The organism is Yoonia sp. F2084L (assembly GCF_023015625.1).
Taxonomy (GTDB): Bacteria; Pseudomonadota; Alphaproteobacteria; order Rhodobacterales; family Rhodobacteraceae; genus Yoonia.
This window is the reverse complement of sequence record NZ_JALKAH010000006.1, coordinates 103566-118863: the sequence shown is the minus strand read 5'-3', so window position 1 is coordinate 118863 and position 15298 is coordinate 103566. Positions and strand designations below refer to the sequence as shown.

The window sequence follows — 15298 nt, the reverse complement described above, 5'->3', positions numbered from 1 at the left end:
ACCTCTTTATCGGGGGTTGTTTCATTCGGTGCAGATTACGCCACCGTCACAGCGCCCGATTGACTTTAATCAAAACGCCTCTGGCGGAAGCTGCGTAAAGCGTCCAGATGACAACGCGTGCAGTAACTTCCATGACCCAAGGGCCCGTCCCGCAGATATCCCTGACCGACGGGGTTTTTGTGCTGGAAGGTGACTTGCTGATTGGCACAATCGAAAGCCTGAATCTGCGGCAGGGCCTTGCACAGACAATCGACCTCAGCAGGGTCGCGCAATTTGATACCGCGGGCGCTTGGGCGGTGGTGACACTAGAACGCCGTTTGCAGGACGCGGGGCTTTCCCCTCGGATTATCGGGGCCAGTCCCTTACAAACTGATCTGCTGGCGACCTTGCGACAAAACATGCCAACAAAGGATGGCGCCGGTGTCATGCGCATGACCCTTGCCGACCGGCTGGATCAGCTGGGTCGCAAGACAGTTTCGGCCTTTCGGACCGCCTTGGCGATCATTGGATTTCTGGGGCAGACAGTTGCAACAATCGCAGGGCTGCTCCTGCACCCTGCCCGCATCCGCTGGACCGCGATTGTGCATCATATGCAGCAGGTTGGCCTGAATGCGGTCCCTATCGTGGCGCTGATGGCGTTCCTGATCGGGGTGGTGCTGGCGTTTCAGGGGGCGGCCCAGTTACGCCAGTTCGGAGCAGAGGTTTTCGTGGTCGATCTGATCGCAATCTCGATCCTGCGCGAACTTGGCATCCTGTTGACCGCGATCATCGTGGCGGGGCGGTCGGGGTCTGCCTTTACCGCCGCGATTGGGTCAATGAAAATGCGCGAGGAAATCGACGCCATGCGCACCCTTGGCCTTGATCCGATTGAGGTGTTGGTGGCCCCTCGCGTCATCGCGCTTATCCTTATGCTGCCAGTGCTGGGCATCATCGCGAACTTTGCAGGGCTGTTGGGCGGGGCCATCATGTCATGGATTGAACTTGGTGTGTCACCGGGCGTGTTCCAGTCGCGTTTGGTCGGTAACACGGGCGTCTGGCATTTCGGCGTTGGCCTGATCAAAGCGCCGTTTTTCGCGCTGATCATCGGCATTGTGGGCTGTTTTGAAGGTATGCAGGTGGGTGGCGACGCGGAATCGCTCGGGCGTTTGACATCGACCTCTGTGGTGTTGTCGATCTTTCTGGTGATCACCGCTGACGCGATGTTTTCCATCTTTTTTGCGATTGTGGGGGTCTGAATGACGGATAATCCGATCATCAGTGTGCGCGGCCTTGTTACGCGGTTTGGCAAGCACACGGTGCATGACGGTTTGGATCTGGATGTGCAGCGCGGCGAGATTATCGGGATCGTTGGCGGCTCTGGCACGGGCAAGTCTGTGTTGTTGCATGCGGTTGTGGGGCTTCTGAAACCCGCCGCCGGACAGATCACCGTCTTTGGCGAAAGCGTGCGCGATACCAGTGCCGAAGACTACCGCCGCCTGCGCAAACGCTGGGGCGTGATGTTTCAGGATGGGGCGCTGTTTTCATCGCTGAATGTGCAGCAAAACGTCGAAGCGCCGATGCGCGAGCAGTTGGATTTATCCGATGAAACGCGCGAAGCCTTGGCTGCGATTAAGGTGCGGATGGTCGGTCTGCCGGAACACGCGCTGCAAAAGATGCCGTCGGAATTGTCAGGGGGCATGCGCAAGCGTGCAGGCTTTGCCCGTGCCATCGCGCTGGACCCCGAGATTGTGTTTCTGGACGAACCGACTGCGGGCCTTGATCCCATCGGGGCTGCGGCTTTTGATGAACTGACCGCACAGCTGCGCCGGGCTTTGGGGTTAACTGTTTTCCTCGTCACCCACGACCTTGATAGCCTGCATGCGATCTGTGACCGGATCGCGGTGCTGGCCGAAGGTCGCGTGTTGGCCACCGGAACAATGGCGCAAATGCAGGACGTCGATCACCCTTGGGTGCAGGCTTATTTCAAAGGCCCCCGCGCCCGCGCCGCCCTTGCCCAGAAGGAAGCCGTCTGATGGAAACCCGCGCACATTTTATCATGATCGGGTTGTTCACCATTCTGGGTATCCTTGGGGGTCTTGGCTTTTTCCTCTGGCTCGCCAGTGTCCAGATTGACCGGCAATATGCACAATACGGCGTGCTGTTTGAGAATGTGACAGGTCTGGATCAGTCTGCGGACGTGCTGTTCAACGGGGTGTCCGTGGGCAGTGTCACAAGTATCCGTATTTGGGAAAACGATCCAAGCCGGGCCTATGTCGCGGTTGAAATTGACGCCAATACGCCAGTTGCCGTTGATACGGTCGCGCGGCTGGAATCCCAAGGGGTCACCGGCGTCGCCTATATCGCGCTGTCAGGCGGATCTCCGGGGGCGGCGTTGTTGACGCCAGAGGCAAATGGCCCGCCGATCATCCCTTCACGCCAATCGTCGTTTCAATCACTGGTCAGCAGCGCCCCCGAGCTGATTGAAGACGCCGCCACGATCATCGCGCAACTGGAAGAACTGACAGGGCCGGAAAATCAGGATCATGTACGCAGTATCCTGCAAAACGTCGATAATGCGACTGCCGGGTTGGAGCAGGCGCTGACCGATTTTTCCGATATCTCGGATACGCTGCGCACCGCAACTGCGCAGGTTACGGGCTTTGTCGAAGGTTTCGAAGGGGTTGGTGAGGCCAGCAAGCAAACCCTGAACGCCGCCGATCAATCCTTTGCCGCGATCACCCAGACCTTTGAAAATGCTGATGCCGCCATTGAAACGCTTGGCCCGGCAATTGATCAGGCCAGTGCCGCAATCGCGGCGATCAATACGCTGATCACCGATGATTTTGCCCCGCTGGCCGGTGATCTGCGCACCACTTTGGGCAATGCGGATCAGGCGTTCATCCGCGCCGATGAGGTCATGGCGACCGATCTTGGCCCCGCCCTTTCGGACGCACGCGGCGCATTGAATGATCTGGCCGATACGGTCAGCGCGATCACAACCGATGTGCCCGCCATTATGACCGACCTGCGTGCAGGCGTGGCCGAGGCGCGCGCTGCCATTGCCGCGGCCAGCCCCGGCATGCGCGACTTTGGCCAACTAGGTGGCGAAGCCCGCGCGGCTGTCAGGGCCTTGAACGATTTGATCCGCCGTATCGCACAAGACCCGTCAGGGTTTTTGCTAGACAACCGCGTTCCTGAATACCGGAGGTAATTTGATGACCCTGTCCCGCCGTATGTTCGCGCTAGGCGCCCTCGCGCTTCCGGGGTGCACGTCGCTTGGCTTGCTGGACGCCGCCCGCGACGTCTATGAATTGCAACCCGTCAGCCTGCCTGCACAATCCGGCCGCTCATCACAAAGCTTGCTTGTGTTGATGCCAACCGCCCCGGCGGCCCTGTCCACCGACCGGATATTGATCAAACAAGACCCTCTTGCGGTGGCCTACCTGCCCGATGCAAGCTGGTCCGACAGTGTCCCGCAAATGATGCAGTCGGTGCTGATCCGCACGCTCGCCTCTGCCGGACGGATTGGGTTTGTGGGTGCGCAGGGGGCCGGGCCTGTGCCTGACACGGTTCTTTTGACGCGGATTGATGCGTTTGAGGTGACGATGCTGGCAGATGGGCGCTTTGAAACCCGCATATCATGCGAAATGACGGTATTGCGCGACCGTGATCAACGGGTGCTGGGCACGCGGCGCTTTGAGGGCGCGCTAATCATCGCCAGTGATCAGGCCGGCCCTATCGCGCGTGCCTTTCAGCAGCTTTTGGATGATCTGTTGCCACAGGCTGCAACATGGGTCTTGGCCCGCGCTGCCTAGGGTCAGGACCCTAAGGCGCCGGCCATAAATCCCGCAGCTCTTGTGGCAGGCAGGCGCGCACGTCTTCGACCTCGCCGCGCGATATGCGGGCATTGATGACGTTGAAGACTGCCTTGATGTCCGTGACCCCCTGATAGTCGATCACATCGCCGACCTTTTCATCAACGGCAGCTACAAAATCAATCGCATGGCGTTCATGGACGGGCGTCAGCTTGGGTTGCCAGCCCTCAAAGAACATGCCGCGCAGCATCACGGGCAACTGTGCAGAAAACTGGGCCATTTCATTGACGGGCAGATGATCGCGGATCTTGCTAAGGACGATGCGCAGCAGGCGCAGCACTTCGCGTTCGTTGCCCCAGCCGGTGCGCCCGGCGACATCGTTCACCCATTCATGTGCCTCGTGGGTCGTGCGTTCAAAAACGTGGATCATGCGTGCCATTGCCAATTCCTTTCGTGGTGATGTGGCCCTTGCTAGCCCGTCAGCCGCGCGCAGGATTGACCAAAATCAAAAAGGGGTGCCACGCCGCTTGCTAGAACGAGGGACACGCCGATCCACCAAGGAGGAATAGCAATGCAAGACCCTGAATTGGACGTCCTGATCAAAGAGTTGGAAACCACCCGCGATATGAGCATCGCTGATTTTGATGGGGTGATCCGCGCGCTGGCATTCTTGTTGCCCAAGGTGGACCTTCCAGCAGCGGACCGCATTGGCTTAACAGATCAGGCGATTTTGATCGCGGATGAGGCTTATCCCAACTGGTCGATCCATATTCGTGGACGTGCCAACGACCGCGACGGTCACTGGCATTGCACCCTGCGCGAAAACGACAGCCGCGACAGTGACGCAATCATCGGCATTGGCCATGCGGCGGTTCTGGGGCAAGCGATACTGGCCGCTGTCATGCGGTTGGCAATGGTTCAAAAGACCTGAAGGATGCACCCACAGGCCGATATTCTGACCATCACCCTGAACCCCGCAGTCGATTTGGCAACAAATGTCGCCGAGGTTATTGCCGGGCCGAAACTGCGCTGTGCTGTGCCCCGTTTTGATCCCGGTGGGGGCGGCGTCAACGTGGCGCGCGCTGTGTGCAAACTGGATGGATCAGCCCGCGCGCTTGTCGCTGTTGGCGGGGCAATGGGGGACCGGTTGTTGCAATTGCTGGCCGCTGAAAATGTCCCTGCCCTGCCCGTGGCTGTCAGCGGTGAAACCCGACAAAGCTTTGCTGTGACCGACGATAGCACAGGCGCGCAGTTCCGCTTTAGCGTGCCGGGGGAACTGATGACACCTACGGACGCGGGTCATTTGCTTGCCGCCATCGCGGAACAGATCCCACAGGACGGATTTGTGGTGATCAGCGGCAGTGTCGCACCGGGTCTGCCCATTGATTTTCTAAGTCAGATCATCGCGGTCACAGCCCCTAAAGGCGCGCGGGTGATCATTGATACCTCTGGCGCTGCGCTGGATCGGTTGATTGCCCACCCTGCAACGCCGGTGCACCTGCTGCGCGTTGACCAAAACGAAGCGGCACAGGCCGCGACCCATCCCATGACCACAATTGCCGATAGTGTTGCTTTTGCCGCCGAACTGCTTGCGCGTGGCGTGGCGAAAACGGTTGTGATGGGGCGCGGGGCTGAAGGGTCTGTCTTGGTGTCACAAAATCACCGGTTCTTTTCCCATCCCCCTCACGTGAAAGTGCGCAGCAAGATCGGGGCGGGTGACGCTTTTGTAGGGGCAATGACGCTGGCTCTGGCCCGTGGCAAGGCGCCTTGCAAGGCCCTGCAATGGGGCGTCGCTGCCGCCAGTGCCACCGTCAGCACCAAAGGCACGGCCCTGTGCAATCTGACCCATGCAGAGGCGTGTTTCGCCAAATGCCAGACTGATGCGCTCTAGGGTCAGGAGTTATTGAAGGGGGCCTTGTTCTGCAACGGGCCTTGCGAAAGCACAACACCGCATCGAAGCAAATCGTGCTATTCCGCACTTACCTAAAGGTTAGGCGACCCAGTCTGCAAGATGCTGCGCTGCCTGCAAGGTCCGGAAGGAGCCCAACCTGTTCCTTAGTCAGACTGCAGCGAACGACCGCTTTTTTGCGCCCTACTTTGTTCTTTATTTCGAACGACCTGTTCATATGCGGCTTGTAAGCGCTGCAGGACTGACTGCTTTGGGTCTGGTAGCGGGATGCCAAGATGTAGGGCGCGCAGTTCGTTCATGAAGTCATTCGCAAACTCTTGCCCACCATCTTCGAGAAGCTCCGCCCGGATACTCAATTCTTCGGAGACGGGCAGAAAGCGTCGCCCCCATGACCCAAGTGCGACGATCACCGGAACGAGCGAGATTGCCATTTCAGTGAGACTGTAGATAAACTTCTGGCGATGTGACGGGTCGGGCCTTTTTGTCAGCAACCCTTCTTTGACAAGCTTGTTCAAACGGCTTGTCAGGATGTTTGTTGCGATACCCTCTTCCGAGTTCGTCAGTATGTCCCGAAAGCTCCTGCGCTGCCCGAACATGATGTCCCTCAGGACGATCAAGCTCCATTGGTCGCCAAGGACCTCCATAGAGAGATTGATCGGACATCCTGATCGTCGCTGCATTTCATCGCTCCACACTTCTAGTTGCAACTTGCAATTAGATTGGCAATCATATACCAATTGCATACTGCAATTAGTAGGGGATGTGAGTTATATGCGCAAACTGGTTGTATCAATGGTTCAGAGTGTCGATGGCTACATCAATGGTCCGGGTCACGAACCGCTCATTCCAGAGTGGTCAAGCGATCTCGATCAATGGACGTTCGATATGATCGAGCGTTTCGACACGCTCCTATATGGACGCGCCGCTTGGCAAGAGATGGCTGCCTTTTGGCCGAACGCCGAAACGAATCCAGAAACGCCCGAACCTCAACGCAAGCTGGCCAATTTCATGAATGGATCGCGGAAGATCGTTTTCAGCCGAACGCTGCAAGATGCTGATGCTTGGCAAAACTCGACATTGGCAAATCACGGCATCGAGACGGTGGTCGAGGATTTGAGAAAGGGCCAGGGCAAAGACATGGTAATCTTTGCAGGCGCTGCTTTTGCACAGGAAGCGATGCGCGCAGATGTTGTCGATGAAATTTGGTTGCTTACCGTTCCCCTATTATTCGGGCACGGAACGCGGCTGTTCGATGGCCACACATTTCGCACCAACTTGATGTTGACCGAAGCTAAGCAAATGGACACCGGTGCAGTTTCCACGCGCTACGTCCGAGTTCGCACAAGCTAAGCCAAAAGCGGACATTGGGCGAACGGCCGCCGCGTCCACACACCTGCCAAACAAACTCACCGCATCCACAACCCTGCTGACTTGATCTGGTTTCTGATCGCCCGCTCGTGCCGCGGTAGGTTTTGCCGGTCAAAGAGTGCGCGTACCTTATGGCCGCGTTTTTGGTAGACCATCCGTTTGAAAGGCTCATGCAGCTTGAGCAGTTTCTTGATTTTGTTGGGGGCCGTGACCTCTTCCAGCAAGGCAACCTGATTGTCGGTGGCGGTGGCATAAAACAGCGGTAAGACCCGGTAGTGGTAGGTTGCGGTTCCATCGAGGCCGTCCAGTTCAGACCCCGGGCGTCCGCCACCGAAGCTGTGGATGACCAGTGGCAGGACCACCTGATCCAACCATGGATCGAGCGGTTGGATCACCAACTCAGCGGGGGGATTGTCGCGTATGCTGAGGGCGTATTCGGTGAACCTTTGGCCGAATGCTGCGGGGTCTGCCCCAAAGAACCAACCAGCGTTGAAATATAGATATCGCTCCCAGTATTCATCGGGTTGGGACAGGTCGAGCGAGCTTTCGAAGTTCAGATCAAAGCGGTCGTACAGCGATTTCCAGATCGCGGTATAGCCGGGCCAGTAAAGCTCTTCCACCGGCCATGTGGCGGTGCGCTGCATGGACGCGGCGGGGCGGGTGAAGTCAAACGGGACGTCCGCCAATTCCCCGGTGATCAGCGTATCGGTGTCGAAAAAGATAAAGGGCTCGCCCGCTGGCAGCGCCTGCAACCCTTCGATTTTGTTCCCATGTGGGTAGGGCTGCCCGAAATGCGTCGATTGAAACGGCACGATCTGCGCGCCCATTTCTGTCAGTTGCGCCTTGATGGGCTCGGACATCCGTGGATCGCGGTCCCACAAGGGGCCCGGCTGGGGTTCGGCGACAATGAGTTTACCCGCAAACTGCGGCGAATAGGCCCGCAACGACGCCGTGAAAAGCAAAGCTTCATACTCCAGCCGTCCGCCTTGGCCGACGATCATGATGTTAAAGCGGGGCGGCTTGGCCATGTGGGGTCCGATCAGATGAAGCGCCCCCGTGTTTAGCTGTTTGCCGCCCATGGGTGCAACCGCAGGCTCAGCATGGGCCGAGGTAGGCGAAATCGGGACCAAGCCGGATCGCGTTTGCAGGATGTCCGGTCACAAAAGCCCCCGCAGCGCCCGGTTGTTTCAGACAATCGGCGGGGAACTGTGTCGCCATCGCCAATGCGGTTTCCGGTGCCACACCAACCTTATCCACCAACACCGAAATAGCCTGCGAAAAGTTGAGGTCTGCCCCTGCCAAGGTTCCATCTTCCAGCGTTAGCCGCCCGTCGCGACGCAGGACAGTGCGGCCATTCAAGGTGAATTGGGTGATCTCAGATCCTGCCGTTGCCATGGCGTCCGTGACAAGAAAAATCTTGCCCGGGTGTTGTTTGGCGGCCAGTGCGATCCGCATCATGCTGGCGTGCACATGAATGTCGTCTGCGATCAGCCCTGCCGCGATGCCGGGTGTGTCCAATGCTGCCCCCACAAGACCGGGCGCGCGATTGCTCATCTGGCTCATGGCGTTGAACAGATGGGTGACACAGCGCGCGCCGGCTGCGAAAGCGGTTTGGGCGTCTTCAAAGCTGCAATCGGAGTGGCCAAGTGACACGATCAAACCGGCATCCGAGAGCCGCCCGATCTGTTCCGGTGTCACGCTTTCCGGTGCCACGGTGACCAACACATTTGGCAGGCGTCGTGCGGCATCCAACAGCAGTGCCTCATCTTCATCCGTCATCGGACGGATCAGACTGGGATCATGCGCACCTTTGCGGGCGACCGATAGATGCGGCCCCTCAAGATGGAGCCCGATAACCCCTGGAACACCTTGCGCGATTGCACTCTCTACCGCGTCAATCGCGGCACGCGTGCGTTCTGGTGTGTCCGTAATCAGGGTGGGTAAGAATGCACGGGTGCCCGTGGCGACAAGCGCTGCCGCGATCTTTGTCAGACCCGCGACATTCGTGGCGTCATTGAACATCACCCCACCACCACCGTTGACCTGCAAGTCAACGAAGCCGGGCATGATAATACCGCCATCCACCGCCTCTGCGGGGTAGTCAGGCGGTAGAATGTCGTCTGCGACGATATCAACGAAATCGGGGCCATCCAAAAGCAAAGTGCGGCCTTGGTGCAGCACTTTGCCGTCAAAAATCGCGGCCCCGATCAACGCGCGTTTTGTCATACCGTTTCGGTCACTTTTTTGAGGTGCCGGGGCGCGTCGGGGTTGATGCCGCGTGAAACGGCGATTTGCTCAACCATCGCATAAAACGACACAATCAACGAAATGGGATCGGTCAGCGGATGCGTCGTGCGCGCGCATGGCAGGCAGGTGGCATGCTTGGCCTTATCTGACGTGACAAACACCTTTGCGCCTTTCTGTGCGATCTGATCGGCGACCTCGACCAGTGATCGTTCGGCCTGATCAGCGGCGGTCAGTCCGATGACCGGGAAGCCGCGATCGACGATGGACACCGGACCGTGCAGCACTTCGGCGGAAGAGTAAGACTCAGCATGCAGCTGGCAGGTTTCCTTGAACTTCAAGGCCGCTTCATTGGAAATGGCGAATGCCGGGCCACGCCCAAGACAGTATAGCGATTGATGCGATGCGGTCTCGGCGCTGAGCGCGCTCCAATCCATATGTGCCGCTTTTTCTAACGCTTCGGGCAGTTGAAAAATTGCGGACCGCAGCGCGTCGTCATCTTGCCATTCTGCCAACAGCCAGATCGCCGATACCACCGAATTGACGAAGGTCTTGGTGGCCGCGACGCTGATCTCGGCCCCGGCATGCAAGGGCAAGGTATGCTGGCTTACCTTTGCAAGATCGCTGTCAGCATGGTTCGTCAAAGCAATCCCAAGCGCGCCTTGCTGCCCGGCCATTTCAGCCATGCGCACGATGTCGGGGCTTTTGCCGGATTGCGAAATCGCAAGGCAGGCGCTGCCAGCCAAGGCGAGCTTTCGGTCATAGATCGAGGCCACTGAGGGGCCAACCGAGGCGACAGGGATGCCAGCGACCAACTCGCTGGCATATTTGAAATAGGTGGCGGCGTGGTCGGACGAGCCGCGCGCCACCGAGATCATAAACCTCGGATCTGCTGCACGCAGCGCGTCGGCGGCGGATTTGATGGCCCCGGCACCTTGTGACAGCAACCTGTCCACGGCTTGCGGGATTTCAAGGATCTCGCGGCGCATATGGGTTGGCGCGGGCATATCTATTCCTTTGACAGCCGCAGCTCGGCCACAAAGTTGTAGGCGTCACCGCGATAAATGGATTGCGTGAACTCGGCAACGCGCCCCGAAGCCAGATACGACGTCCGCTCGATCCGTAAACCGGCGTCGCCTGTGGCCACCTCTAATAGTGCCGCTTCCGCCTCTGCCAGATTGATCGCCGAGATTTTCTGCAATGCGCGTACAGGACGATGGCCGTCCTGTTCCAGCGTCTCATAAAGCGAGGTTTGCACCGCCAGTGGATTTGGCAAGATATCAGTGGGCAAGGAGGCGCGTTCAATCGCGATGGGGGCTCCATCTGCGCGGCGCAGACGCACAATGCGCGCAACCGAGTCCTCGGATGACAGCCCGAGCGACGTCATCTCATCAGGCGAAGGCAGGAACAAACCCCGCTCTAGCCATTGCGAGGTCGAGACTTTGCCACGTCGTTCCATGTCTTCCGAAAAGGACGTCAGCCGCGACAGCTTTTGTTCGATCTGCTCGGTTTTGGATGCGATGAACGACCCAGAGCCTTGGCGTTGCACGATGATCCCGTCTTCGGCTAGTGACTGGATTGCCTTGCGGACGGTAACGCGGGAAAAGTCGGTGATGGATGCGATTTCGCGTTCGGGTGGCAGGGGGCTGCCCGGTGACAGGATGCCTTGGGATACGCCATCGCTGAGACGTTGCCGTAGCTGCACATAGCGCGGTCCACCGTCGTCGCGGAACCAGTCGGCGGGTTTAAGAAAGGCGGACACGCTCATGAGGCTTTGGCCCTTTTCGCCAGATTGCGTTGTGCAAGGTGGAATGCGCCGTCAAGCGCGGTGCCTGCGGGTGCTTGCAGCGACGCGCGCAAATCCTCATCAAGGTAGGGTGCATAATGTGGGCCAAGGCCGCCGGTTAGGCACAGGGTAGTTCCGGGTGCGCATTGCGCGGCTTTTATGCAGGCCATCAGATATTGCACCCCTTCCTGCATCAGTGCCACGCCATTTACGTCATTGCGACTTGCCGCATGAACGATCCTGGGGGCAAAGGCAGCCATGTCGCTGGGACGCGCGTCCCTGGCAAACTGGACCAGTTTGACAAGGCTGCCGTCGAAGTGATCCAACAGGTGCCTGGTCAGGTCTGACTGCGCGATCACGCCGTCATGTGCCAGAAGAGTGCGCTGCAATGCATGGCGTCCCAGCCAACCACCGGACGCCTGATCCGATACGTCAAATCCCCAACCGCCAAAGTATCGCACGATTCCGCTTGATTGCGCTGTAACAAATGATCCGGTGCCAACGGCGGCCAAAACCCCGTCACTGTCACCAAAGGCTCCGGCCACCGATGTCGCGCGGTCGTCTGATACGGTCAGATGTGCAAAGGGCATCGCGGCGGCGATACGGTCACCGTCAGTAGGGTCTATGACCCCCGCGAGCCCAATATGAGCAGCGCTTTGTGCGATGACCTGCGTTGTGAACCCTGCTTGCGCGGCTGTTTTTTGGATCACGTCCAATACGTTGCGGATTGCGTCGTCAGGGTTGGTGAAGACGTTGGCAGGCGCACCTTTTGCGGACGCGATGACCTCTTTGTTGGCATCATATATGGCCACGCGGCAGCCCGAGCCGCCGCCATCTACTGCAAATATGTACTGTTCAGACGCAATACCCATATAATACCTTTATCATACCTTTATATGTTTGCAACGTTCAAAATCACGGAATTATTGGCTTTTTGCGGTCGTAAGGCGGCGAATATTATAAATTGGTAGACAAAAGGTATTGTTTAGGTATTGTATTTTGAAGATCGGGGGATTCGGCTTTGCCAGCACATGACGACACCATGCACGCAAATGCGCCAATTGATGCGCTGTCCGGCGCTGATGCGCTGTCGGTGATGTTGGCGTCTCACATCGCGGCGCTTGAGGCTGCGCGTGGTGCCATCAGTCAGATCAATCAGGCGGCGGGTATTGTTGCGGCGGCCTTTGAAGGCGGCCGGACAGTGCATTATGCGGCGGCGGGTAGCTCTGGCCTAATGGCGTTGGCTGACGCAAGCGAGCTGCCGGGCACTTTCCGTGTGCCGCATGATCAAATTCGTATTTTTATGGCTGGCGGTGTGCCCGTCGATGGGCGGATGCCCGGTGATACAGAGGATAGCGAAGCAGAGGCAGTCACGGCAGCAAGTGAGGTCAACGCAGGCGACGTCGCACTGGTGATCAGCGCCAGCGGAACAACACCCTATGCGCTGGCCTTCGCCCGCTTGGCATCTGAGCGCGGCGCACAGGTGGTCGGCATCGCCAATGTCGCGGGCTCGGACTTGCTGAGGCTGTCTGATGTTGCGATCGCATTGAGCACCCCGCCGGAAGTGTTGGAGGGGTCCACACGGCTGGGTGCCGGAACGGCGCAGAAGGCAGTGCTTAATATGATTTCGACACAGGCAGGCGTGCTGATGGGCCATGTCCATGACGGGCTGATGGTGAATGTCTACCCCGATAACCTGAAACTGCGCCATCGCGCGGCGGACATTGTGGTGCGTATCGCCGGTGTTACAAATGCCGTTGCTGAACGCGCGCTGGTGCAGGCCGGATACGACACGAAACGTGCAACATTGGTGGCCACCGGCATGACGCCAGCCGACGCACAAACACTGCTTGACCAGCACAAGGGCCGCTTGCGCGCGTGTTTGGCGGCAAGCATATGAATTTAATAAGTAAAACCAAAAGGGAGACGACGATGACATCATCAACACTCAAAGGGGCGCTGCTTGCCACCACATTGCTGGGTGCGACGGCTGCTGCCGCGCAACAGGCAGAGCTGACAATCGAAAGCTGGCGCAACGACGACTTGGCGATTTGGCAAGACCAGATCATCCCGGCGTTTGAAGCTGAATATCCTGATATCAAGGTCACCTTCAGCCCCTCCGCACCTGCCGAATACAATGCGGTGCTGAATTCCAAACTGGACGCAGGCTCTGCCGGTGACATCATCACCTGCCGTCCGTTTGATGCGTCACTGGCGCTTTACGAGGCCGGGCACCTGACCGACCTTAGCGGCATCGACGGCATGTCCAACTTCTCGGACGTGGCAAAATCGGGTTGGTCCACGGATGATGGCAGCGTGACATACTGCGTGCCAATGGCGTCGGTGATTCATGGTTTCATCTACAACAAGGACGCCTTTGAAGAGGTCGGCGTCACCGTCCCGGAGACCGAGGACGAATTCTTTGCTGTGCTCGAAGCCTTCAAAGAAGACGGCACCTACATCCCGATGGCGATGGGCACCAACGACCAATGGGAAGCCGCGACAATGGGCTATAACAACATTGGCCCGAATTACTGGAAAGGCGAAGAGGGGCGTCTGGCCCTGATCGCGGGCGAGCAAAGCCTGACGGATGACGCGTGGGTCGCACCCTATCGTCAACTGGCCCGCTGGGGTGAATTCCTGGGCGATGGGTATGAGGCGCAAACTTATCCTGACAGCCAGAACATCTTTACCCTTGGCCGTGCTGCAATTTACCCCGCCGGTAGCTGGGAAATCTCAGGCTTTAACAATCTCGCTGATTTTGAGATGGGCGCGTTTAACCCGCCCGTCGCGAATGCTGGCGACACTTGCTATATCTCGGATCATACCGACATTGGTATCGGCATGAATGCCGCGACTGAGAATGCGGAGGCGGCGACAACCTTCCTCAACTGGGTCGCCTCGTCCGAGTTTTCGACCATCTTTGCAAATGCGCTGCCGGGGTTCTTCCCGCTGTCCAACGCATCGGTCGATCTTGAGGACCCGCTGGCGCAAGAGTTCATCTCATGGCGCGACAAATGCGAAAGCTCGATCCGGTCGACGTATCAGATCCTGTCGCGTGGCACGCCAAACCTTGAAAACGACACATGGAACGCATCGGTGGCCGTGATCAAAGGCGAAGAAAGCCCCGAAGATGCAGGCGCGCGTCTGCAAGCGGGCCTCGCCTCTTGGTACGCGCCGCAACAATAAGCGTTTAATCACTGCCCCGGGCGCTACTCCCGCGTCCGGGGCATTTCCCAACCCTATCTTCATGTGCAAGGAGCCGATCAATGGCGGCAGCCGATAAGCCAAAGACCCGCTGGCATGTCGCCGTTTTTCTGGCACCTGCCGTGCTCGTCTACACGGCCGTGATGATCTATCCGTTGTTCAACACGCTGCGCCTGGCGCTTTATTCGGAAGTCGATCAGGAACGGATCTGGGTGGGATTGCAGAATTTCCGCACCCTGTTCGGCGATGCCATCTGGTCTGACCAGTTCTGGAATGCGCTGGCCAACAACGCATGGTTCTTTGTGATCCATATGCTTGTGCAGAACCCCATCGGGATTGCATTGGCGGCTATCCTTTCATCACCCAGATTACGGTTTTCGGCTTTCTATCGTTCGGCCATTTTTATTCCGACAATCCTGTCCTTTGTGATCGTGGGTTTTGCTTGGAAACTGATCCTGTCACCGATCTGGGGGATCGCGCCGGGGATGCTGGACGCCGTGGGTCTGAAATTCCTCTACCAGCCGTGGCTGGGCAAAGAGGAATACGCGCTGACCACCCTGAGCCTTGTGTCCGTCTGGCAATATGTCGGCATCCCGATGATGCTGATTTATGCCGCCTTGCTCTCAATCCCGGATGAGATTTTGGAGGCTGGCGAATGTGACGGCATCACCGGCATGTCCGCGTTCTGGAAGATCAAACTGCCGCTGATCCTGCCGTCCATCGGGATCATATCGGTGCTGACATTTGTGGCGAATTTCAATGCGTTTGACCTGATCTATGCCGCCCAAGGGGCGCTGGCGGGGCCGGATTTTTCGACCGATATTCTGGGCACCTTTATGTATCGCACCTTCTTTGGGTTCCAGCTGCAATTGGGTGATCCGCATATGGGGTCGGCGATTGCCTCGGCGATGTTCGGGATCATCCTGATCGGCGTGTGCATCTACCTTTTCGGCATCCAGCGCCGCCTGCGCAACTATCAGTTCTAGGGGC

17 protein-coding genes are annotated in these 15298 nt (G+C 58.2%); 10 read left to right on the top strand and 7 right to left on the bottom strand.

What is annotated here, in order from left to right; all coding sequences use genetic code 11:
* The first annotated feature begins 131 nt into the window (after positions 1-131).
* The 4 genes from MWU60_RS17675 to MWU60_RS17660 are packed head-to-tail and all read left to right on the top strand — an operon-like array spanning position 132 to position 3794.
* On the top strand, positions 132-1235 hold the full coding sequence (locus MWU60_RS17675; protein WP_247228789.1) for an MlaE family lipid ABC transporter permease subunit: 1104 nt from the start codon (positions 132-134) through the stop codon (positions 1233-1235).
* A complete protein-coding gene (locus tag MWU60_RS17670; protein ID WP_247228721.1) occupies positions 1236-2012 on the top strand; it encodes an ABC transporter ATP-binding protein in 777 nt (258 codons plus the stop codon).
* Entirely contained in the window at positions 2012-3190 is a 1179-nt protein-coding gene (locus MWU60_RS17665; protein ID WP_247228720.1) for an MlaD family protein, read from the top strand. The genes MWU60_RS17670 and MWU60_RS17665 overlap by 1 nt, the downstream gene beginning before the upstream one ends.
* Positions 3191-3194: 4 nt before the next feature.
* The gene (locus MWU60_RS17660) at positions 3195-3794 is read left to right on the top strand and encodes an ABC-type transport auxiliary lipoprotein family protein (protein WP_247228719.1); all 600 of its coding nucleotides are present in this window, start codon (positions 3195-3197) and stop codon (positions 3792-3794) included.
* A 10-nt stretch (positions 3795-3804) separates the two neighbouring features.
* On the opposite strand, the gene MWU60_RS17655 is transcribed toward MWU60_RS17660, so the two are convergent.
* Positions 3805-4233: a DUF2267 domain-containing protein gene (locus MWU60_RS17655; protein WP_247228718.1), complete on the bottom strand. Its 429-nt coding sequence runs from the start codon at positions 4231-4233 to the stop codon at positions 3805-3807.
* Between the two features lie 132 nt (positions 4234-4365).
* Between MWU60_RS17655 and MWU60_RS17650 the strand changes: the two genes are divergently transcribed.
* Both MWU60_RS17650 and MWU60_RS17645 read left to right on the top strand, forming a co-directional pair.
* The gene (locus MWU60_RS17650; RefSeq protein ID WP_247228717.1) at positions 4366-4725 is read left to right on the top strand and encodes a hypothetical protein; all 360 of its coding nucleotides are present in this window, start codon (positions 4366-4368) and stop codon (positions 4723-4725) included.
* A 3-nt stretch (positions 4726-4728) separates the two neighbouring features.
* The gene (locus MWU60_RS17645; protein ID WP_247228716.1) at positions 4729-5685 is read left to right on the top strand and encodes a 1-phosphofructokinase family hexose kinase; all 957 of its coding nucleotides are present in this window, start codon (positions 4729-4731) and stop codon (positions 5683-5685) included.
* A gap of 164 nt (positions 5686-5849) precedes the next feature.
* Here the strand turns inward: MWU60_RS17645 and MWU60_RS17640 are convergent, their stop codons facing one another.
* Positions 5850-6446: a helix-turn-helix domain-containing protein gene (locus MWU60_RS17640; RefSeq protein ID WP_247228715.1), complete on the bottom strand. Its 597-nt coding sequence runs from the start codon at positions 6444-6446 to the stop codon at positions 5850-5852.
* A gap of 28 nt (positions 6447-6474) precedes the next feature.
* On the opposite strand from MWU60_RS17640, the gene MWU60_RS17635 reads away from it, so the two are divergent.
* Positions 6475-7053 carry a dihydrofolate reductase family protein gene (locus MWU60_RS17635; protein ID WP_247228714.1) on the top strand — a complete coding sequence of 193 codons (579 nt, stop codon included), beginning with the start codon at positions 6475-6477 and terminating at the stop codon, positions 7051-7053.
* Between the two features lie 56 nt (positions 7054-7109).
* Here the strand turns inward: MWU60_RS17635 and MWU60_RS17630 are convergent, their stop codons facing one another.
* The 5 genes from MWU60_RS17630 to MWU60_RS17610 all read right to left on the bottom strand — a co-directional run bounded on the left by MWU60_RS17630 (position 7110) and on the right by MWU60_RS17610 (position 11973).
* Positions 7110-8099 (bottom strand): hypothetical protein, encoded by a 990-nt coding sequence (locus MWU60_RS17630; protein ID WP_247228713.1) that lies wholly within the window; start codon positions 8097-8099, stop codon positions 7110-7112.
* 67 nt (positions 8100-8166) lie between these two features.
* On the bottom strand, positions 8167-9297 hold the full coding sequence (gene nagA / locus MWU60_RS17625; RefSeq protein ID WP_247228712.1) for an N-acetylglucosamine-6-phosphate deacetylase: 1131 nt from the start codon (positions 9295-9297) through the stop codon (positions 8167-8169).
* Positions 9294-10322 (bottom strand): SIS domain-containing protein, encoded by a 1029-nt coding sequence (locus MWU60_RS17620; RefSeq protein WP_247228711.1) that lies wholly within the window; start codon positions 10320-10322, stop codon positions 9294-9296. The genes nagA and MWU60_RS17620 overlap by 4 nt, the downstream gene beginning before the upstream one ends.
* A gap of 2 nt (positions 10323-10324) precedes the next feature.
* The gene (locus MWU60_RS17615; RefSeq protein WP_247228710.1) at positions 10325-11083 is read right to left on the bottom strand and encodes a GntR family transcriptional regulator; all 759 of its coding nucleotides are present in this window, start codon (positions 11081-11083) and stop codon (positions 10325-10327) included.
* Positions 11080-11973 (bottom strand): BadF/BadG/BcrA/BcrD ATPase family protein, encoded by an 894-nt coding sequence (locus MWU60_RS17610; RefSeq protein ID WP_247228709.1) that lies wholly within the window; start codon positions 11971-11973, stop codon positions 11080-11082. Before MWU60_RS17610 ends, MWU60_RS17615 begins: the two co-directional genes overlap by 4 nt.
* A 149-nt stretch (positions 11974-12122) precedes the next feature.
* Between MWU60_RS17610 and MWU60_RS17605 the strand changes: the two genes are divergently transcribed.
* The 3 genes from MWU60_RS17605 (at position 12123) to MWU60_RS17595 (ending at position 15294) form a co-directional block, all read left to right on the top strand.
* Positions 12123-13001 (top strand): N-acetylmuramic acid 6-phosphate etherase, encoded by an 879-nt coding sequence (locus tag MWU60_RS17605; RefSeq protein ID WP_247228708.1) that lies wholly within the window; start codon positions 12123-12125, stop codon positions 12999-13001.
* Between the two features lie 32 nt (positions 13002-13033).
* Positions 13034-14290, top strand: coding sequence for an ABC transporter substrate-binding protein (locus MWU60_RS17600; RefSeq protein WP_247228707.1), 1257 nt, complete (start codon positions 13034-13036; stop codon positions 14288-14290).
* Positions 14291-14370: 80 nt separating this feature from the next.
* Positions 14371-15294, top strand: coding sequence for a sugar ABC transporter permease (locus MWU60_RS17595; RefSeq protein ID WP_247228706.1), 924 nt, complete (start codon positions 14371-14373; stop codon positions 15292-15294).
* Positions 15295-15298: the final 4 nt, after the last annotated feature.